Origin of the sequence: Arthrobacter sp. 9V (assembly GCF_902506065.1) — a bacterium.
In the GTDB taxonomy this organism is placed as follows: domain Bacteria; phylum Actinomycetota; class Actinomycetes; order Actinomycetales; family Micrococcaceae; genus Arthrobacter.
In genome coordinates, this window is sequence record NZ_LR732912.1 from 277,357 (window position 1) to 295,656 (window position 18,300).

The following is an 18,300-nucleotide window of genomic DNA, read 5'->3' on the forward strand; positions in this document are numbered from 1 at the left end:
GTTCAGCGGCGGTTAGCATGGATTTATGAGCCAAGCTCCCAACGGACGCGTTCACACGATCTTCCACGACACCCGGGATCTCACTCCTTTCCGCGAGGGCTACGTCCGCACGCCGGTGCGCGGGCTCACTGACGGTGTGAATGACGTCCTGTCCGGCGTCCTCAGTGGCCGGGACCACGCGCGGCTCTCCGTGACAGGCAACGTCCCGCGGCTGAAGATGCTGTCCTCCAAAACGGCGAAGGCCATGCACGAGGCTGTTTTTACCTCCACTGAGCCGGACCGGCTCCTTGCCTTTGGCCGCATGAACCCGGGATGGGCCGGCTTGTGCCACGTCATGGCCGGGCTGCTCGCGTACAAACACGGCGGGTTCCTGAGGGCTTCAGAGTTGTTGCAGCGCGGTTTAACAACAAGGATCGACGACGACGCCAGCCAGTTCTCGGCGATGTACCTGGGGCAGGTGGTCACCAAGGTTGAGGTGGCCGAACGCATAGAGGTTCCGGTCTTGTTCAGCGAGGAATCCGTGTTTCTGGCGCTCTCCCACTGTCTCCGGGAGATGGGGATGACCGAGGCGGCGTTGGAAGCAGTGGTGACTTTGCCGCCGTCGTTGCCTTCTGCGTTGGCGCGATGCACGGCGGCGCATTCTTTGGAGCGCCACCGCGATGTGGTGCTGTGGACGGAGGGTTTGCTGAACACGGACGACCTCTCGGCAGCACTTCTATTGATCCGTGCGCGGTCACAGCGGGCCAGGGGTGACTTCGAGTCCGCCCAGGTGGCCTTGAAGGAAGTGCTCCGGCGGCGGAAGACCAATCTGGCGCTGAAGAATGACGCCTTGACTGACAGGGCGCTGCTGGCACTTGACCAAGGCCGGCGCACGTTGACTCCGCGGTCCAAGCGTCCGGTCCCGCCCGCGGAGCTGGAGACCTTGGAAGTTATCCGGAAGGACGCCGAAATGCGGCGTCTTTGGGAGAACGACTTCAGGCAACTGGGCGGCGAATAGAAAACCATTGTGTCTCCCGGGGGAGAGGCGTATTCTCTTAATCAACCAATCAGTTGATCAACCGATTGGTTGAGTATGGAGGTGCAAGCGGGAATGGAACACGATGCTCAGGGACCCGAAACCCTGGACAAGGCCTTCATGGCTTTGGCGGATCCGGTACGGCGGGCCATGGTGGCCCGGCTGTCCCGGGGAGATGCCACGGTCAACGAGCTCGCCGAACCATTCGCCATCACCAAACAGGCGGTTTCAAAACACATACAAGTCTTGGAACACGCAGGGCTGGTAACCCGCTCCCGTGACGCCCAGCGCAGGCCGGTTCACCTGGACGCAGCAGCCTTGGAGCGATTGACGGCCTGGATCGACCAGTACCGGCTGATTGCTGAGTCCCGCTTCCGGCAGTTGGACGAACTGCTGGGGGCAGTCATCTCCCGCAAGGAAAAAGAAAACACACCTGTACAAAAGAAAGAGGAATCGAAATGAGCCATCCAACAACAATCACGGCCACCGAAGGCGTCCCGTTCGTTGACACAGTCCGCGAATTCGATGCTCCGGTTAGTGCAGTTTTCAAGGCCCACGTTGACCCGGACCTCTTGGCCAAGTGGCTTGGTCCGCGCAGCACGCAGACGAAAATCACCGAGTACAACGCAACCACTGGCGGCAGCTGGCGCTATGAAAGCGGAGACGACAACGGTATGTACGGCTTCCGCGGCGTTTTCCACACCGTTGAATCTGACGCCTTGATCATCCAGACCATCGAATTCGAGGGTGCGCCCAATCAAGTGGTCATCAGCACCACCACGTTCGAGGAAATCGATGGCAGGACGCGAATGGCAGCGCACGAGGTGTACCCATCGGTTGAAGCCCGCGACATGGCCTTGGCTACGGGGATGGACTACGGCGTGATCGAAGGGTATGAGCGGTTGGATGAACTGCTCGCCGGCTAAGCGCCAGCTGCTTGAATCTGCGGCAGGAGCGGTAGGAGTTGCTCTGATAGCAGCACTGTCCCCAGCCCGATCATGATGATCCCGCTGACCAAGGTCACAACACGGGCGGCGCCTGGGCGGGAAGCCAGCAGCTTCCTGGAGGTCAAAGCTACGGCCGTGTAGACCACCCCGGCAAGGATCACGAAGGTCAGGCCCAGCAAGCCCGACTGGACCGGAACAGGCAGGGCTGCTTCGGGGCTGACGAACTGTGGCACCAGCGCCACGAAGAACAGCAGACCCTTGGGATTGATGCCGCTGGTGCCCATGCCCTGAAGGAACGTGCGGAGCTGGTTTCCTGACTGCACGACGCCGGCTTCCGCACTGAAGCTTGCGCCTCGCCACGAGCGGAGGGTCGTTACTCCGAGCCACAGCAGGTAGGCAGCTCCCGCAAGGGTCAGCCACCCCAGAAGCCCTGGGACTCCGGACAGGAGGGCAGCTAATCCTGCCACCATCAGCAGGGTGTGAAGGACGTACCCGCTGCACAGGCCGGCCACCGCGGGGACGAAGCTGCGTTGCTTGAGTCCGGCCGAGATTGAATAGGCCCAGTCGACGCCGGGGGTGCACGCCAAGCTGACGGCGACGATCATGAAGGCCAGGAACAGCTGCGGGTTCACGTTTTCTCTCCAGAGCTAGATGGTAGGAAAACTCTAAGGAAAAACTGGCCATAAGTGTTCCCTCTTTTAGCCCGCCATGCGCTGTTCCCGGTAAGATTATTGCGTGATCGACGGAATTGATAAAAGTATTTTGCGCCACCTCAAAGAGGATGGTCGGATGACTGCCACAGCTCTTGCTTCGAAGGTGGGCTTAACGGTGGCTCCTTGCCACAGGCGGCTGCGCGATCTGGAAGCATCAGGGGTGATCCGCGGCTACCGTGCAGACATCGATCCTGCGGCGGTGGGGCTGGGTTTCGAAGCGATTGTTTTTGTCGCCCTCAAGCAGGTGGAACGCACCATCATGGCCGAGTTTGAAGAGCGCGTCACCGCAAGCCCCAACATTGTGGAAGCCCAGCGGCTCTTCGGATCCCCGGATTACTTGCTCAAGGTTATTGCGGCAGACCTGCCCGCGTATCAGCGCTTCTACGACGACGAACTGGCGGCGCTTCCCGCGGTGGAGCGCCTCACGTCAACGCTGGTGATGAAGAACCTGAAAACCAACATCGGACCGCCGGTTTAGCCCTTTCGTTTACTCGGCCCTTTACTCCGCCAGTAGTCCTGTGGTCCGGTAGGGGATCACTTCCCTGAGGAACATGCTGGTGGATGTACGAACAATGCCCGGACACAATCGAATTTCTTCGGATACCCGGTACAGATCATCCGGACTCTTGGCCACTACCCGGATGATGAGGTCGGTATCGCCGGCGGGGGCGTGGCATTCCAGGACTTCGGGGATGTCCCGCAGGGCAGCGATAGCTTCGTTGAGGTGGCTCTGGTCCAGTTCGGCGCTGACGGCGGCAGCCACACCGCGTCCCAAGGCTGAGGGCAGGACGCGGCTGCTGTTGGGTCGGAGTGCTCCGGACGCCGTCATCCGTTCCAACCGGGACTGAACTGTTCCGCGAGCAAGGTGCAGTTTCTGCGCCAGCACCATGATGGGCACCCGGGGATCTTCGTCCAAGGCGGCGAGGATCCGGCGGTCCGTGGCGTCGAGTTCCTGCAAAGTGACCACTTCCTGACTATGTTTTTGAACCGTATTGGTCAGATCGACCAATCATTGCGGTGTCCGTTGCACCAACTGTATGTCTACTGCTCAAATAGTGACAACGAAGCAGGACGAGGCTACCGCCGAAGCCCGCAGGCACCAGGACCCCGGCACACCACCCGGAGTCCTGCACAGTTTCCCGCAAGGAAGCAGCCGCTGATTGACTCTTGTTCACAGCATTGTCATTCCGCACCCGCCCCTTCACCCGGGCGCCACAGCAAGAGCCCCTGAGCTACCGGATCGTTGCGGTAGCTGAGGGGCTCTTGTGCTTTCCGGCCAGGTCTATCTATAGGGGACTTGGCTGGTTCCTCTGGCAGGCGCATAGGCTTGGACCATGACGTCTGCCGGCCGCTTCGCCCCGAGCCCCTCCGGCGAACTGCACGTCGGCAACCTTCGCACCGCCATCCTTGCCTGGCTTTTCGCCAAGTCCAGCGGACGGACATTCCTGCTTCGCGTCGAGGACCTGGACCGGGCCAGGTCCGGCGCGGAGGCGGAGCAGCTCCGCGATCTGCAGGCTGTGGGCGTCAGCTGGGACAGCGCCGTCGTACGCCAGACTGAGCGGGCGGCGCTGTACGACGCAGCGATTGCGCGGCTCACGGCCGAAGGCCGCACCTACGAGTGCTTTTGTACCCGGCGGGAGATCCAGGAAGCACCGTCCGCGCCGCATGCGCCGCATGGCGCCTATCCGGGGACCTGCCGCCGGCTTTCGCACGCCGAGCGTGAGATCCGGCGTGCCACTCGTCCTGCTTCCATCCGCCTTCGCTCGGAGGTTTCGGAGTGGGCTGTTGAGGATCAGTTACGCGGCAATTATGTGGGGGTCGTGGATGACTTTGTCCTCCGCCGAAACGATGGCGTCACGGCCTACAACCTCGCGGTAGTGGTTGACGATGCCGCCCAAGGGATTGACCAGGTGGTTCGGGGCGACGACCTCCTCCCGTCCACCCCGCGGCAGGCGTATCTGGCAACACTTTTGGGTTTGTCGGTGCCGGAATACGCCCACGTTCCGTTGGTGGTGAACCACGACGGCGTCAGGCTGGCGAAGCGCGACGGCGCCGTCACGCTGGGCGACCTCGCCGCCGTCGGAATCCCCGCCGAACGCGTCCGCGACCTGATCCTCGAGTCCCTTGAACTGCCTGCCGGAAGCGTGCAGGATGCGCTGCCGCACTTCACGCCGCAGAACGTGCCAAAGACGCCCTGGGTGTGGAAACTCCCCGGGTCTAAAACCGGCGCCGCGTAGGCTGTCTGGATGGAGTCACAGCTGATCGCCCCAGGTTTCGAACCCGTCGCCGAGCTCTTCGCCCGTTTCCTCGAGCAGGATCCTGACTACTCTGCGCAAGTTGCGGCATACCATCGCGGGGTCAAGGTGCTGGACCTCAGCGGCGGCCCGCACACCAGCCCGGATTCCGTCACGGGCGTCTTCTCGTGTTCCAAGGGCATGGCAGGGCTGGTCATGGCGTTGCTCGTTCAAGACGGCCAGCTGGATCTTGACGCGGAGGTGGTCAAGTACTGGCCGGAATTCGGTGTGGAGGGTAAGTCCTCAATCACCGTTGCACAGCTTCTTTCGCATCAAGCCGGGCTCCTGGGAGTGGAAGGCGGCCTAAGCCTCCATGAGGTCAACAACTCCGAGCTCGCCGCCGCCAAGCTGGCCAAACTTCCGCCACTGTGGAAGCCCGGTGCCGCGTTCGGATATCACGCGCTGACCATCGGCATCTTCATGGAAGAGCTATGCCGCCGCATTACCGGTGCCGCCTTGCAGGAGATTTTCGAGCAACGCATCCGTGCAGTAACAGGTGCGCACTTCTATCTGGGCCTGCCCGAATCCGAGGAAGCCCGGTTTGCGCCGTTCCGCTGGGCGGCCGATCCCTCATGGCCGTGGGTGGACCCGGCCAGCCACTTCGGCCTGGCAGCCAACGCGGCCTTCGGCGACATCCTGGACCTTCCCAACATGCAGGACGTCCGGGCTGCCGGGCAGTGTTCGGTGGCGGGCGTGGCCAGCGCGGAAGGCATGGCGAGGATCTATGCGGCGGCGTTGACTGGGTTGGAGGGCGAATCCGCCATGCCACCCCTCCTGACAGAGGAAACCATCCGGACTGTGTCCGCCGAGCAGGTCTTCGGGATCGACCGTGTGTTCGGCGAGACCGGCTGCTTCGGCACCGTTTTCATGAAGTCGCACGCACGAATGCCATTCGGCAGCTACCGAGCGTTCGGGCACGACGGCGCCAGCGCATCTTTGGGGTTCGCGGACCCTGTGTATGAACTCGGCTTTGGGTACGTGCCGCAGACTGCCGAGCCCGGGGGACTGGGGTGCCGGAACTTCCAGCTGAGCTCTGCAGTGCGGGAAGTGATTGCGGGGCTCGCGGCGTAGTTGAGCTGCTGTTAACGGAGACTTAGCTGAGCTGCGCGGCCGGGACTCCGGCCGCCATTCCTGCCCACAGGGTGTCCGTAGTAGCGGTGACTACATCCTCCACTGAATTTCCGTCCAACTGCCCGCCGGCGGCAAGAAGGGCCGTGCCGTGCAGGCTCACGAAGCACACCATGGCCAATGTCTCGGGGTTGCCGTCGGCCAGGACGCCGGCCTCCTGCGCTTCGGCGATCATGGCTTGGGCAACGTGTATTCCTTGCGCCCCGGTGCTTCGCAGCTCCTCGCTGGAATCGGGGTGGTGCTTGGTGGAGTACATCACCGTGAGCAGGGCCGGGTGCTCCACAGCAAACTCCACATAGGACTTGCCCACGCTGACAAAACGTTGCCGGAGGTCTTCGCCGGACCGGGCGGCGTCCCGGATGCGGCGGTTCATGGACTCAAAGCCGGCCAGTGCTAGTGCGTCAATCAGTGCCTGTTTGTCGCGGAAGTGCTTGGCCGGGGCGCCGTGGCTGACGTTGACGTCCCGGGCCAGCTGCCTGAGGGAGAGACCCTCGACTCCGGCTTCTTCGATGGTTTCCATGGCCCGCTCAAGGAGGGCTTCCCGGAGCTTGCCGTGGTGGTAGGGCTGGTCGGTCATGCTGTCAGTCTAAGCCAATGTAGTCATTGACAACAAAGTAGTCACTGCCTACCATGTAGACAGCGACTACATTAGTTAGCCTCAATCGATGGGATTCAGCCATGACCATGACTTACGCAGGTACCACTGCACTCATTACGGGTGCCAGCTCCGGCCTCGGTGCCGAGTTCGCGGCACAGTTTGCTGCCCGGCGTTCCAATCTTGTCCTCGTTGCCAGGCGCGCCGATCGTCTTGAAGAGCTGGCCCAGGACTTGCGGACCCGGCATGGGATCACCGTCACCGTAATCCCCATGGACCTGGGCCGTGCAGGAGTTGGCCGCGAGCTCTTCGATGAATTGTCCGGCCGCGGAATCACCGTGGACACCTTGATCAACAACGCCGGATTCGCCACCCACGGCCCGCTGGCGGAAGAAAATCCGGACACCATTGCCGCTGAAATTTCCCTGAATGTTGCCGCCCTCGTGGACATTACCCGGGCCTTCCTGCCGGGACTACTGGCTTCGGGGAAGGGCGCGCTGTTGAACGTGGCCAGCACAGCCGCCTTCCAACCCATTCCCGGCATGGCCGTGTACGGCGCTACCAAAGCCTTCGTGCTGAGCTTCACCGAAGCTGTTGCCCACGAAAACAAAGCCTCAGGGCTCAATGTCCTGGCCCTTTGCCCCGGCGCGACGCGCACGGAGTTCTTCGAGGTCCTCGGTGGCGAGTCAGCAGCTGTCGGCAAGATGCAATCCTCTGAACAGGTTGTGGCGACTGCCCTCAAGGCTCTCGATCGCAAGGACACGCCCGGAAGCGTCGTTTCCGGATGGGTCAACCGGGTGACGGCAGGGTTCGCGCAGCGTTTGCCCAGGGCCGTTACCGTCGCCATCGCTGCGCGAGCCGTTCAAGACTGGTAGGCCGGCTTCTTAGAACCGGCTTCTTAGAACCGGCTTCTCAGAACCGGCTTCTCAGAACCGGCTTCTCAGAACCGGTGGCTTGGGGCCGGTGTTTTGGGGTCCGTCGCAGCGGATAGCCTGAAGGGGAGGACTGATCCCCGTCGGTCCCTCTTCAAGCCGGAGGCCAGCATGACCGAACCACGCTTTACCGTAGAGACAGCCCAGGTTTTGGCCGAGGTGGCGCACAACCGGCAGAAGGACAAGCTCAAACGGCCGTATCGGGAGCACGTTCTGGCCGTGGGCGACGCGCTTGCCGACTTTGACGAGGACATTCAGATAGCCGGCTACCTTCACGACATCGCCGAGGACACGCCCATCACCAGGCAAGCGCTGCTGGAAATGGGTGTGTCCGAGCGTGCAGTGGACATCATCGAGCGCGTCACCCGCCGCTTCCATGACGACCCGGATGATTACGACGCCGGTATCCGTTTCGTTGCGGAGGACCACGACGCAACGTTGGTGAAGATCGCGGACAACGCCCACAATTCCTTGCCGGAGAGGGTCAAAGCGCTAGCTGAAAAGTGGCCGGACAAGCCCCCGGTAACCCGCTATGCCGATGCACGCCCTGTGCTGTACACGGCCGTTCCCCGGGAAGAGGTCCGGATGATCCTGGAGCGGATCAACCCGTATCTCCTTCGTGAGCTGGACGAGATCGTCCCCGAGTAGCCCTCACCCACCCGTTGTGGGGCCTGCTCTGCGTGTTTGGCGTGGGTTTTGGGGCGTAAAGCGGGCCCCGCAACGCGAGGGGGGGCCGTTGTGGGGCCCACTCTGCGTGTTTGACGTGGGTTTTGGGGCGTAAAGCGGGCCCCGCAACGCGAGGGCGGAGTTCTTTAGCCCGCGGCGGTTTCGAGCCGGCTGAGTGCTGCTGCCCGGCCCTTGTGTCCGCGGCGTTCGTCATATGCAGTGGACAGGCCCAGGACCACCATCATGACCAGCATGCAGATGGGCACGGTTGCGCCAACTGCCGCCAGGGCAATGCTTGCTGCCAGGCCCAGGACCACCAGCGTGGAGCTCAAGAGGTGTTCCCGGTCCATGCCGAGCAGGATTCCGTACAGCGTGCTGAGGGAGACCTTGAACAGAATGATGGGGATGGCGATGGAAGCCACGGCAGCGGCAGCAGGTATGTGGGTTTCGTGGTCAATGAAGTACGCGGCAACGTGTAGCCCGGCACCTGTGGCCGCAATGGCTGCGAAGACCGGCATGTGCCCGTAGCCGAACACCCATGAACGGTGCCGTTGAACGTGCAGTGCCGGGCCTGAGGGCAGGATGAAGTAAATCCACCACATGGCGAAGGCCAGGCCGGTTCCGCTCAAGCCCACCAGGGCAGCATCCATGGACCAGCTGTGGGTAGCCACGATCGCCCGCAGGGTTTCAATGGCACCAATCAAGCATTCACCCAGGGCGATGATGGCCAGTAGCCCGTATCTTTCGGCAATGTGATGCGCATGCCACGGGGTACGGATCTTCCGTTCGGCGAAGTACGGTGCCGCCATCTCCAAGATGAACAGGGGCGCCGTGATGAGGAAAGTGGTAATGACGTTCGAATCCACCACCAGCACAGCAACCCATCCAACCTGGACGATCCCCACGTACTTCGCGTATCGCAAACAGGTTTCACGTCGTTCGGGATCCTGGCGGGCCGCTCGCAGCCACTGGAAGATCAGGGCCACCCGCATGACGATGTAGCCAAGGACTATGGTGACGTTATCCACATGTTCGCCCTCGATGATCGAGTGGAACATCGGCTCGATACCCATGGCCAGGATGAGCACACCCACCATCTGGATCATGGTCACAACACGGAACACCCAGTCGTCGGTGTCGTAGGCGCTGGCAAACCACGTGAAGTTGATCCACGCCCAGATCACGGCAAACATGGCGAAGGAGAAGGCCAGGAGTCCCGGCCAGAAATGGGCTTCAGCCACGGCATGCGCAAACTGGTTCCCCGCAACGCCGAATGCGATGACGAAGGTCAGGTCGAAGAAGAGCTCCAGCGGAGTTGCTGTGCGGTGCTTTTCGTGGGGATCGCGGCCGCCCATTCGGGACAGTGCATGGCGAAGTGGATTCGAGGACATGGCTCAAAGGTTACCGTTCCCCCTGCCGCCGCGCCGAGATCGCGGCCAGGAGAGAACTACACGCGGCCCAGGACGTCGATGTCTTCCAGGAAATCCTGGTGCACCTCGGGGCTGACAGTGGTCCGGGTATCCCCGATCGCGTCGAGGTAGTCCTGCGTTACGGGCCCCTTACGCCCGTTGGAAGCAGAGCTGGCTGAACCGCCCGAAGCAGCGTCGTCGTCGTAAACGGCTTTTTCCAGAGCCCGCTGGGAGGCGCTGCGGGCAGCAAACTCGATGTCGGCCGGCGAGAAACCTTCGGTCCGTTCCACCAGCTGGGCAATATCAACCGAGTCCACCACGGTGGCAGGAATGAAGCGTTGCCACATGGCTTCGCGGGCGTGGACGTCGGGCAGCCCGATGGGGATGACGTAGTCGAACCGGCCGTGGCGCAGGAACGCCGTGTCCAGGGCGCGGATGAAGTTGGTGGCGCACACCAGCAAACGGCCTGGTTGTTCGCGGAAGGCCGGGATGATCTTGAGGAGCTCGTTGGTGACGCCCTGCAATGGCGACGGCGGATCACCGGCACGCTGCGATGCGATCTCCTCAACTTCGTCGATGAACACCACGGCGTGTTCCAACTCGGCGATTTCCAGGAACGTCTCGCGTAGCGCCCCTGCCAGGCCCTTTGGATCGGCGGCCAGGCGGGACGGGAACACTTCCACGAAAGGCCACTCCAGACGGGAGGCGATTGCCTTGGCGAACGTGGTCTTGCCGGTGCCCGGAGGACCGAACAGCACCACGGCGCGCGGGGGAACCACGCCGTATTCGTCGGCGAGGTCCGCCTCAGCCAAGGGAAGTACCAGCCGCCGTTCCAGCAGTTCCTTCTCACGACGCATGCCTGCCACGTTCTCCCACAGGTCCCGGGCAAGGATGCGCCCGCCCAGCAGTCCCAAGGCGCCAAGTTCCTGCCGTTGAACGGGGATGGTCCGCTCGAAATAGCGCAGATTCTTTTTCACCACGAAACCGCGGCCGAGGAAGGCTTCCACCCGCGTTTCGGTTTCCGGCATGAGCGCGGAGAGTTTGTTGAGGCCGTGCGGAGCCATGCGGTTCTCGACGGCGGACAGCAGCGAGGTGCCGATTCCGCGGCCGCGGAACTCAGTAAGGGTGGCCAGGAAGACGATCCATCCTTGGTCATGCGCGGCGCGTCCGACGGCGGCGCCCACCACCTGCTCGCCCTGCACCGCCACCACGGCGTGGTCCTTTTCGCAGGATGCCAGAACCTCGGACAACGCGTACACAGGCTCTACACCGTCGGCCTTGAGTGACTCCCAAAGGTGCAGGATGCCGTCCAAATCGGACGAGTGGAAGTCCCTGATGCGCCAGTTGCTCATGGCTGTATCTCCTGAGTCTGCTAAGTGAGTCGCCGTTGATCTCTTGGAGTTGAGCATAGGCGAAGCACCGCTGCAGGAGGTTGCGGGCCCGTTGCGTTACGAAACAGGCGTTGCAGTCAGTAAAAGAAGCCCCTACTGGACGGGCCGCAACCGCAGACCCTGCATGCCGCCGTCGACGGCCAGCGAGGTTCCCGTCGTCGAACCGGACAGCGGGCTCGCCAAGTAGGCCACAGCACCGGCCACCTCGGCCGGGTCCACCATCCGGCCGTGCGGCTGGCGGGCATTGAGGGCTGCGCGCTCGCCGGCGGGGTCGGCGGCGGAATCGAGCAAGCGGCCCACCCACGGAGTGTCCACTGTGCCCGGGTTGACGCAGTTCACGCGGATGCCCTCGCGGACGTGGTCTGCTGCCATGGCGAGTGTCAGGGACAAGACTGCACCCTTCGACGCCGAATACAGTGCTCGCTGCGGAAGCCCGGCGGTGGCCGCGATGGAACAGGTATTGACGATCGCTGCCCCCGAGGACTTGCGGAGATACGGCAGGGCTGCCCGGCTGACGCGCGCGATGCCCACCACGTTGACGTTGAGGACCCGCAGCCATTCGTCGTCATCATTGGCCGAAACATCACCTTGCGCGCCGATCCCTGCGTTGTTGATCACGATGTCCAGGCCGCCGAATTGCTCCACTACCTGCTCGACGGCGGCACGAACCGAGGCGTCGTCGGCAACGTTGCACTGCACTCCAAAGTGCGGGCTGGTTTGGGGTTCAAGGTCAAGAACGGCCACCTGCGCGCCGCCGGCCGTGAGCCGGTCCGCAATTGCAGCCCCGATCCCGGAAGCACCGCCGGTCACGAGTGCTGTCAGGCCCTGGAACTCGTTGCTTTCCAAGGGTGCCACGTCCTCAGGCGTTGATGCTGAGGGGAGCAGCGGCTCCTGCGTGGGAGCCGGCCTGTGCCCGGAAGTACTCCTGCCGCTGGCGTCCCAGGCCTTCAATGTCCAGTTCAACCACGTCGCCGGGCAGGATGAAGGGGAAACGGCCGGACATTGCCACCCCTTCCGGCGTGCCGGTGATGATGACGTCGCCGGGTTCCAGGACCATGTACTGGCTGAGGTGGTGGACGATCGTGGCGGGGTTGAAGATCATGTCCGAGGTAGTGGAATCCTGGCGGGCCTCGCCGTTGACCAGGGTCTGGAGGCGAAGGTTGCCCGGATTGATGTCCGAGGCCGGCACGAGCCACGGGCCCAGGGGAGTGGAGCCGGGCAGGGACTTGCCTTTGGTCCACTGTCCTGCCGCGCCGGGGATTTGGTAGTCACGCTCGGAGAGGTCGTTGGCCACAGCGTAACCGGCAATGCACGCCTCGGCCTCTGAAACGGAGGAAAGGTATGACGCTTCCTTGCCGATCACGATCGCCAATTCCACTTCCCAGTCGTATTTTTCCGACGACGGCGGGATGGGGGCGGCGTCGAACGGGCCGGAGATGGTGTTGGTGGGCTTGAGGAAAACCACGGGAACCTCGGGCGGCGTGGCACCGGATTCGGCAGCGTGGGCAGTGTAATTAAGGCCGATCGCAACTATGGCGCCGGGACGGGCAACGGGAGCGCCGATCCGCAGGCCCTCAGGTGAGATTTCGGGGAGTTCCCCTTTGTTCAGGGCCTCACGGGTGCGCTCGATGCCGTCCGAGGCGAGGAAACCGCCGTCGATGTCGTTGGTCAAGGCGGTCAGGCTGTAGTACTTCTCGATGCCGTGGGCGTCCTGGGCGATGACGGCCGGTTGTTCGTTTCCGGCCGTACCCAGCCTGGCGAATTTCAAGGTCATGGCTTCCTCCGTGCGTTCGGGACTAACATCCGAGCTCTAGTGTGGTGTTTTCACCCATAATACGGAAATGTGACCCATTGACAAGGAATACATCCGATGTTTAGGCTCAGCGAAGAATCGTGACGCACTTCAGGAGCCGCATGAGCATCATTACCGCAATGGAAACGTTCGATATCCGTTTTCCCACATCCTTGGAACTGGACGGCTCCGACGCCATGAACCCGGACCCGGACTATTCAGCGGCGTATCTGATGATTCGCACCGACGCAGGGGACGGGCATGAAGGCCACGGGTTCGTGTTCACTATTGGACGGGGGAACGAGGTTGAAACTGCGGCAATCAATGCCCTGGGGGAGCACATGCTCGGCGCTGACGTCGAGGATCTCCTTAACAATATGGGCGCCACCTGGAAGCTCCTGGCTCACGATTCCCAACTCAGATGGCTGGGCCCGGAGAAGGGCGTCATGCACATGGCCATCGGTGCCGTGGTCAATGCGCTCTGGGATCTGAAGGCCAAACGCGCGGGGCTGCCCCTGTGGGAGTTGCTCGCCGGCATGACACCCGAAGAACTCGTGGCCCTGGTGGACTTCCGGTACCTCACGGACGCGCTGACTCCGGAGGAAGCGTTGACCATCCTGCGCGCCGCAGAGCCCGGCAGGGAATCACGCAAGGCGGCACTTCGCGCCGAGGGTTACCCCGCCTACACCACGACGCCGGGCTGGCTGGGTTACAGCGACCAGAAACTTACGCGGCTGGCCAAGGAAGCGGTGGCTGATGGATTTGCCCAGATCAAGCTGAAAGTCGGTGCCTCGTTGGAGGACGACATTCGCCGCGTGCGGGCTGCTCGCGCTGCTGTTGGTCCCGATATCAAGATTGCTGTAGACGCCAATCAGCGCTGGGACGTGCAGGAGGCCATCGACTGGATGGCACACCTTGCTCCCTACGACATCGCCTGGATCGAGGAGCCCACCAGCCCGGACGACATCCTGGGCCATGCCGCGATCGCCCGGGGAGTAGCCCCGATTCCCGTTGCCACCGGCGAGCACGTCCAGAACAGGGTGGTGTTCAAGCAGATGCTGCAGGCCGGCTCACTTGAGGTCCTGCAGATTGACGCAGCGCGGGTGGCGGGCGTGAACGAGAACATCGCGATCCTTCTCCTGGCTGCCAAATTTGGTGTGAGGGTTTGTCCACATGCCGGTGGGGTGGGCCTGTGCGAGGCAGTTCAGCACCTGTCCATGTTCGATTTCATTGCTGTGTCCGGGACAAAGGAGAACAGGACAATCGAGTTCGTGGACCACCTTCACCAACACTTCATCACTCCTGTGGACGTCCACGACGGCGCGTACTGGCCGCCGTCGAATCCTGGCGCCGGGAGTGAAATGCTCCGTGAAACATTGGCCGCGTACAGCTTTCCCAACGGCCCCATCTGGAAGGAATCCCGTTGATCCGGCACGCACCCTGGTTTGAAGAAGCACGCCTTGGCATGTTCGTGCATTGGGGCCTCTATGCGCTCCCGGCACGCCATGAGTGGGTGATGAACTATGAAGAGATCACAGTGGAGGAGTACTCCAAGTACTTCCAACGTTTTGATCCGGACCTTTACGATCCCCGCGAGTGGGCCCATGCTGCCCGTGACGCCGGAATGAAATACGTAGTCCTCACCACCAAACACCATGACGGCTTCTGCCTGTGGGATTCCGCGCTGACGGACTACAAAGCCACCAACACGCCAGCCGGCCGGGACCTGATCTCTCCCTACGTGGAGGCCCTCCGCGCCGAGGGGCTGAAAGTGGGCTTCTATTTCTCGCTGATCGACTGGCACCACCCCGACTTCACCATCGACGGGGTACATCCGCAACGCAACGCCGCCGACCTCGAGAGTTTGAACGCCGGACGCGACATGGCTCGCTACCGCGCGTACCTGCACGGTCAGGTGCGTGAACTCCTGAGCAACTACGGAACCATCGACTACCTGTTCTTTGACTTCTCCTACGCCGACACAAAGATCCCTGAATTTTGGGGCGGCAAGGGCAGTGATGACTGGGACTCCGAAAAATTGATGGCTATGGTGCGTGAACTTCAACCCGGGATCGTGGTCAATGATCGCCTGGGCATCCCCGGGGACGTGGTCACGCCGGAGCAGTACCAGCCCACCGAGCCCATGATGCTCGACGGCGAACCGGTCACCTGGGAGGCCTGCCAGACGCTGAACGGGAGCTGGGGTTACCACCGCGACAACGTCAACTACAAGTCCGTGGACCTGCTCATCCGCATGCTGGTGGACGGGGTCTCAAACGGCGGGAACCTGCTGCTCAACGTCGGTCCCACAGGGCGCGGGAGCATCGATCCACGCGCACTTGCCTCCCTCAAGGGAATCGGCGAGTGGATGAAACTGCACTCCCGCTCCATCTACGGAGCCGGTCCCGCGGACTTCACCGCGCCGCCCGATGCCCGGTACACCCAACGCGGAAACCGGCTCTACGTCCACCTGTTCGCCTGGCCCTTCGAGTACATCCACCTGCCCGGACTCGCAGGAAAAGTGGAGTACGCCCAACTCCTCAACGACGCCTCCGAAGTGTTCCTCAAGGAAGTAGACCCCCACCAGCAAGCGTTCAACACCATCCCCGGCGGTCAGCCGCCGGGAACCCTCACCGTGAAACTCCCCGTCCAACGGCCGGATGTGGCTGTCCCCGTCCTGGAGCTCTACCTCAAGGAGGAGGCCGGTGACTGAAAGTGCCGCCCTCCACACAAGGCTGAAACTTTTGGAGGGCCGGAACGATTACTCAGGGGAGGATGCGGGTATCCACAGGGTATGGGAACTGCCATGAACTCTCTTGAACTCGGCAACCTCGGCAAACCGGACAAACTCGGCTTCGGCGGGGCGGGAATCGGGAACCTCTACCGGGCCATCCCCGACGGCGAGGCGCTCGCAACTGTCCTGGCAGCCTGGGACGTCGGCATCCGCTACTTCGACACCGCACCCCACTACGGACTGGGCCTGTCCGAGCAGAGACTCGGCGCCGTGCTCAGGGACAAGCCCCGCGACGAATTCGTCATCTCCACCAAAGTGGGCCGCCTGCTGGAACCCAACGCCAGCGGGGGCCAGGACCCCGAAGGATTCGACGTTCCCGCTACCAAACGGCGTGTGTGGGACTTCTCCGAAACAGGCATCCGGCGCAGCATCGAGGACTCCTTGGAACGCCTCGGCCTGGACCACGTGGATATTGCCTACCTGCACGATCCCGACGTCCACGATCTTCACGCCGGAATATCCCAAGGGTTGCCAGCCTTGGAGAAGCTGCGTTCCGAAGGAGTGGTCCGGGCAATCGGCGTGGGCATCAACTCCGCCGAGGCCGCCTTGGAATGCGTTGAAGCCGCCGATCTGGACCTCGTCATGCTGGCTGGCCGCTACACCCTGCTTGAGCAGCCCGGCGTCCCGCTGCTGGAACGCTGTGCGGAGCGCAGCACCGGCGTCGTTAGTGTTGGCGCCTACAACTCCGGCATCCTTGCCCGGCCCGAGGTCCCCGAAGACGCGCATTACAACTACGATCAGGCCCCACCGGACGTTCTGGAGCGGGCGCGGGCGCTCGCGGACGTCTGCCGCGAATTCGGCGTGGAGCTTCCGACGGCGGCACTCCAGTTCCCGTTGCGGCATCCCGCCGTGGTGAACGTGACAGCCGGGGCAACTACTCCTGAACAGGTGGCCACCAATGCGGCCCGGATGGAGGCGCCCGTGCCTGAAGAGCTGTGGGAGGCATTGGAGCGTGCTGGGCGGTGATTGATTCTCACCTGCATTTGTGGACCTTGGACACCTTCGTCACCGGCGGTGTGCGGCACTATCCGTGGCTTGGTCCGCAGCATGGTGCACTCTTCCGCACCTATGGAGAAGATGAGGCGCGCCAGACATTGGAGGCTGCCGGGGTCAGGGGAGCTGTGCTGGTGCAGGCCGACGACTCCGTTGCTGATACCGAGAGCATGCTGGCCGTGGCCGAGCGGAATCCCTGGGTGTTCGGAGTGGTGGGCTGGGTCAGGCTGGACGCACCCGCTGAAGCTGCCGAGCAGTTATACCGCTTCACGGCTCAAGCGGTTTTCAAGGGAGTAAGGCACCTGCTCCACGATGATCCTCGGCGTGACTTCCTGGATCTTCCCAAGGTTCGGGAGTCCCTGGCAATGGTGGCTCAGCAGGGACTCACTTTGGACATTCCGGATGCTTTCCCCCGGCATTTGGGTTCCGCGGTTCGGCTCGCCCGGGAGACGCCTGAACTGACCGTTGTGCTGGATCATCTGGGTAAACCGCCGTTGGCTGATCCCCTGCTCATGGACGAGTGGCGCGCGGACTTCACGGCGTTTGGGCAGGAACCCAACACGGTGGCCAAGCTCTCCGGACTACATCTGCCGGGAGTCGAGTACACCGCGGATGCGTTGCGGTCTCTGTTTGAATCGGCGTTGGAGGCATTCGGGCCGGAGCGTTTGATGATCGGCTGTGATTGGCCGGTGAGTACTGTGGGCGCTCCCTACGGCAGGACGCTGGATGTCCTGCTGGAACTGGTGTCCACTTTGAGCCCCTCGGAGCAGGATCTGGTGCTTGAAGAAACGGCAATCAGGACCTACGGCTTGGCTGTGACCCCTATTGCCGAGGGTTAGAGCGCCTGCCGCAGCCAGTTCTCCACGCCGCTGATGTGAACAGTAACCAAGGCCCGCACCAGTTCGGCATCGCCGCGCTCCAAAGCGTCCGCGATCGCGTGGTGTTCGGCCAACGTGTGCGCCACGGCTTTGTCCTGCGTCAGGCCACGCCAGATCCGTGCCCGCACGGTGCTGCTGGACAGTGCTTCCAGAAGGCTCCCGAGGTAATCATTTCCCGCGGCTTCGGTGATGATGCCGTGAAATTGAAGGTCGTGGGCCACGAGTTCTTCCACATCTGTGGTCTCGTCTATTCCGTCCATGGTGCTTCGCAGGGCCAGCAGCTCGTCCGGGGTAATTTTGCCGGCGGCCAGGTGCGCGGTTGCGGGCTCCAGGATTCGTCGGACCTCAAAGAGTTCCAAAATGGACCGGTCCTGGTGCAGGTCCACAACAAATGCCACGGCTTCGTTGAGCAGTTTCGCGTCGAGACTGGTCACGTAGGTGCCGTCGCCGCGTCGAACATCCAGCACGCGGATCAATTCCAGGGCTTTCACGGCCTCGCGCAATGAACTCCGTGAAAGACCGAGCCGTTCGCTCAGTTCCTTTTCCGGCGGAAGTCGATCGCCGGCCTTGAGTTCGCCGCGGATCAGCATGTCTTTGATCTTGCTGATCGCCTCGTCTGTGACAGCCATGGACCAATAGTAGCCACGAATGATCCGATGTCTGTCTCCGCCGCATCGCTACCCAACTGCTCACCCAACTGGGGGACAGCACACGTCCTATTGAAGGGTCGTAGCGACGTTTGCTGTCCCCCAC

The 18,300-nt window shown here is 62.5% G+C and carries 20 protein-coding genes; 12 read left to right on the plus strand and 8 right to left on the minus strand.

The genetic code is table 11. The features are described from left to right. Positions 1 to 25 precede the first annotated feature (25 nt). The 3 genes from BACI9J_RS01325 to BACI9J_RS01335 all read left to right on the plus strand — a co-directional run bounded on the left by BACI9J_RS01325 (position 26) and on the right by BACI9J_RS01335 (position 1,941). Positions 26 to 997 carry a hypothetical protein gene (locus BACI9J_RS01325; protein ID WP_159732631.1) on the plus strand — a complete coding sequence of 324 codons (972 nt, stop codon included), beginning with the start codon at positions 26 to 28 and terminating at the stop codon, positions 995 to 997. A gap of 93 nt (positions 998 to 1,090) precedes the next feature. Continuing rightward, on the plus strand, positions 1,091 to 1,477 hold the full coding sequence (locus BACI9J_RS01330; protein WP_159732634.1) for an ArsR/SmtB family transcription factor: 387 nt from the start codon (positions 1,091 to 1,093) through the stop codon (positions 1,475 to 1,477). After that, the gene (locus BACI9J_RS01335; protein ID WP_159732637.1) at positions 1,474 to 1,941 is read left to right on the plus strand and encodes an SRPBCC family protein; all 468 of its coding nucleotides are present in this window, start codon (positions 1,474 to 1,476) and stop codon (positions 1,939 to 1,941) included. Before BACI9J_RS01330 ends, BACI9J_RS01335 begins: the two co-directional genes overlap by 4 nt. Here BACI9J_RS01335 and BACI9J_RS01340 read toward each other — a convergent pair. Next, positions 1,938 to 2,594 (minus strand): LysE family translocator, encoded by a 657-nt coding sequence (locus tag BACI9J_RS01340; RefSeq protein ID WP_159732640.1) that lies wholly within the window; start codon positions 2,592 to 2,594, stop codon positions 1,938 to 1,940. The genes BACI9J_RS01335 and BACI9J_RS01340 overlap by 4 nt on opposite strands. A 103-nt stretch (positions 2,595 to 2,697) precedes the next feature. On the opposite strand from BACI9J_RS01340, the gene BACI9J_RS01345 reads away from it, so the two are divergent. Beyond that, positions 2,698 to 3,153 carry an Lrp/AsnC family transcriptional regulator gene (locus BACI9J_RS01345; RefSeq protein ID WP_159732643.1) on the plus strand — a complete coding sequence of 152 codons (456 nt, stop codon included), beginning with the start codon at positions 2,698 to 2,700 and terminating at the stop codon, positions 3,151 to 3,153. A 21-nt stretch (positions 3,154 to 3,174) separates the two neighbouring features. On the opposite strand, the gene BACI9J_RS01350 is transcribed toward BACI9J_RS01345, so the two are convergent. Next, positions 3,175 to 3,633 (minus strand): Lrp/AsnC family transcriptional regulator, encoded by a 459-nt coding sequence (locus BACI9J_RS01350; RefSeq protein ID WP_201296648.1) that lies wholly within the window; start codon positions 3,631 to 3,633, stop codon positions 3,175 to 3,177. Between the two features lie 376 nt (positions 3,634 to 4,009). Here BACI9J_RS01350 and gluQRS point away from each other — a divergent pair, with 376 nt between their 5' ends. After that, complete coding sequence (gene gluQRS, locus BACI9J_RS01355; protein WP_159732649.1) at positions 4,010 to 4,912, plus strand: tRNA glutamyl-Q(34) synthetase GluQRS; 903 nt, start codon at positions 4,010 to 4,012, stop codon at positions 4,910 to 4,912. A 9-nt stretch (positions 4,913 to 4,921) separates the two neighbouring features. Then, a complete protein-coding gene (locus tag BACI9J_RS01360; RefSeq protein WP_159732652.1) occupies positions 4,922 to 6,040 on the plus strand; it encodes a serine hydrolase domain-containing protein in 1,119 nt (372 codons plus the stop codon). Positions 6,041 to 6,062: 22 nt separating this feature from the next. Here BACI9J_RS01360 and BACI9J_RS01365 read toward each other — a convergent pair whose 3' ends face one another. After that, on the minus strand, positions 6,063 to 6,674 hold the full coding sequence (locus BACI9J_RS01365) for a TetR/AcrR family transcriptional regulator (RefSeq protein ID WP_159732655.1): 612 nt from the start codon (positions 6,672 to 6,674) through the stop codon (positions 6,063 to 6,065). Positions 6,675 to 6,775: 101 nt separating this feature from the next. Between BACI9J_RS01365 and BACI9J_RS01370 the strand changes: the two genes are divergently transcribed. Both BACI9J_RS01370 and BACI9J_RS01375 read left to right on the plus strand, forming a co-directional pair. Next, positions 6,776 to 7,567: an SDR family NAD(P)-dependent oxidoreductase gene (locus tag BACI9J_RS01370; protein ID WP_159732658.1), complete on the plus strand. Its 792-nt coding sequence runs from the start codon at positions 6,776 to 6,778 to the stop codon at positions 7,565 to 7,567. Positions 7,568 to 7,735: 168 nt separating this feature from the next. After that, a complete protein-coding gene (locus BACI9J_RS01375; protein WP_159732660.1) occupies positions 7,736 to 8,272 on the plus strand; it encodes an HD domain-containing protein in 537 nt (178 codons plus the stop codon). Between the two features lie 164 nt (positions 8,273 to 8,436). On the opposite strand, the gene BACI9J_RS01380 is transcribed toward BACI9J_RS01375, so the two are convergent. The 4 genes from BACI9J_RS01380 to BACI9J_RS01395 all read right to left on the minus strand — a co-directional run bounded on the left by BACI9J_RS01380 (position 8,437) and on the right by BACI9J_RS01395 (position 12,864). Further along, the gene (locus tag BACI9J_RS01380) at positions 8,437 to 9,681 is read right to left on the minus strand and encodes a low temperature requirement protein A (protein ID WP_159732665.1); all 1,245 of its coding nucleotides are present in this window, start codon (positions 9,679 to 9,681) and stop codon (positions 8,437 to 8,439) included. Between the two features lie 56 nt (positions 9,682 to 9,737). Continuing rightward, on the minus strand, positions 9,738 to 11,051 hold the full coding sequence (locus tag BACI9J_RS01385; protein WP_159732668.1) for an ATP-binding protein: 1,314 nt from the start codon (positions 11,049 to 11,051) through the stop codon (positions 9,738 to 9,740). Between the two features lie 132 nt (positions 11,052 to 11,183). Beyond that, entirely contained in the window at positions 11,184 to 11,945 is a 762-nt protein-coding gene (locus BACI9J_RS01390; RefSeq protein ID WP_201296474.1) for an SDR family NAD(P)-dependent oxidoreductase, read from the minus strand. A gap of 4 nt (positions 11,946 to 11,949) precedes the next feature. Continuing rightward, a complete protein-coding gene (locus BACI9J_RS01395; RefSeq protein ID WP_159732671.1) occupies positions 11,950 to 12,864 on the minus strand; it encodes a fumarylacetoacetate hydrolase family protein in 915 nt (304 codons plus the stop codon). Positions 12,865 to 13,004: 140 nt separating this feature from the next. Between BACI9J_RS01395 and BACI9J_RS01400 the strand changes: the two genes are divergently transcribed. The 4 genes from BACI9J_RS01400 to BACI9J_RS01415 all read left to right on the plus strand — a co-directional run bounded on the left by BACI9J_RS01400 (position 13,005) and on the right by BACI9J_RS01415 (position 17,508). Then, positions 13,005 to 14,309 carry an L-fuconate dehydratase gene (locus BACI9J_RS01400; RefSeq protein ID WP_159732674.1) on the plus strand — a complete coding sequence of 435 codons (1,305 nt, stop codon included), beginning with the start codon at positions 13,005 to 13,007 and terminating at the stop codon, positions 14,307 to 14,309. Then, positions 14,306 to 15,595: an alpha-L-fucosidase gene (locus tag BACI9J_RS01405; protein ID WP_159732677.1), complete on the plus strand. Its 1,290-nt coding sequence runs from the start codon at positions 14,306 to 14,308 to the stop codon at positions 15,593 to 15,595. Before BACI9J_RS01400 ends, BACI9J_RS01405 begins: the two co-directional genes overlap by 4 nt. Before the next feature lie 93 nt (positions 15,596 to 15,688). Beyond that, a complete protein-coding gene (locus BACI9J_RS01410) occupies positions 15,689 to 16,642 on the plus strand; it encodes an aldo/keto reductase (RefSeq protein WP_236558292.1) in 954 nt (317 codons plus the stop codon). Then, positions 16,639 to 17,508, plus strand: coding sequence for an amidohydrolase family protein (locus BACI9J_RS01415; RefSeq protein ID WP_159732683.1), 870 nt, complete (start codon positions 16,639 to 16,641; stop codon positions 17,506 to 17,508). The genes BACI9J_RS01410 and BACI9J_RS01415 overlap by 4 nt, the downstream gene beginning before the upstream one ends. Here the strand turns inward: BACI9J_RS01415 and BACI9J_RS01420 are convergent. Further along, positions 17,505 to 18,176 (minus strand): FadR/GntR family transcriptional regulator, encoded by a 672-nt coding sequence (locus BACI9J_RS01420; protein ID WP_159732686.1) that lies wholly within the window; start codon positions 18,174 to 18,176, stop codon positions 17,505 to 17,507. The genes BACI9J_RS01415 and BACI9J_RS01420 overlap by 4 nt on opposite strands. Between the last annotated feature and the right edge of the window lie 124 nt (positions 18,177 to 18,300).

What these genes read in the sequence shown, in the direction of transcription:
- BACI9J_RS01325 (WP_159732631.1), top strand. Translation starts at nt 26, where the DNA reads ATGAGCCAAGCTCCCAACGGACGCGTTCACACGATCTTCCACGACACC.
- BACI9J_RS01330 (WP_159732634.1), top strand. Translation starts at nt 1,091, where the DNA reads ATGGAACACGATGCTCAGGGACCCGAAACCCTGGACAAGGCCTTCATG.
- BACI9J_RS01335 (WP_159732637.1), top strand. Translation starts at nt 1,474, where the DNA reads ATGAGCCATCCAACAACAATCACGGCCACCGAAGGCGTCCCGTTCGTT.
- gluQRS (WP_159732649.1), top strand. Translation starts at nt 4,010, where the DNA reads ATGACGTCTGCCGGCCGCTTCGCCCCGAGCCCCTCCGGCGAACTGCAC.
- BACI9J_RS01360 (WP_159732652.1), top strand. Translation starts at nt 4,922, where the DNA reads ATGGAGTCACAGCTGATCGCCCCAGGTTTCGAACCCGTCGCCGAGCTC.
- BACI9J_RS01365 (WP_159732655.1), bottom strand. Translation starts at nt 6,674, where the DNA reads ATGACCGACCAGCCCTACCACCACGGCAAGCTCCGGGAAGCCCTCCTT.
- BACI9J_RS01370 (WP_159732658.1), top strand. Translation starts at nt 6,776, where the DNA reads ATGACCATGACTTACGCAGGTACCACTGCACTCATTACGGGTGCCAGC.
- BACI9J_RS01375 (WP_159732660.1), top strand. Translation starts at nt 7,736, where the DNA reads ATGACCGAACCACGCTTTACCGTAGAGACAGCCCAGGTTTTGGCCGAG.
- BACI9J_RS01380 (WP_159732665.1), bottom strand. Translation starts at nt 9,681, where the DNA reads ATGTCCTCGAATCCACTTCGCCATGCACTGTCCCGAATGGGCGGCCGC.
- BACI9J_RS01385 (WP_159732668.1), bottom strand. Translation starts at nt 11,051, where the DNA reads ATGAGCAACTGGCGCATCAGGGACTTCCACTCGTCCGATTTGGACGGC.
- BACI9J_RS01395 (WP_159732671.1), bottom strand. Translation starts at nt 12,864, where the DNA reads ATGACCTTGAAATTCGCCAGGCTGGGTACGGCCGGAAACGAACAACCG.
- BACI9J_RS01400 (WP_159732674.1), top strand. Translation starts at nt 13,005, where the DNA reads ATGAGCATCATTACCGCAATGGAAACGTTCGATATCCGTTTTCCCACA.
- BACI9J_RS01410 (WP_236558292.1), top strand. Translation starts at nt 15,689, where the DNA reads ATGAACTCTCTTGAACTCGGCAACCTCGGCAAACCGGACAAACTCGGC.
- BACI9J_RS01420 (WP_159732686.1), bottom strand. Translation starts at nt 18,176, where the DNA reads ATGGCTGTCACAGACGAGGCGATCAGCAAGATCAAAGACATGCTGATC.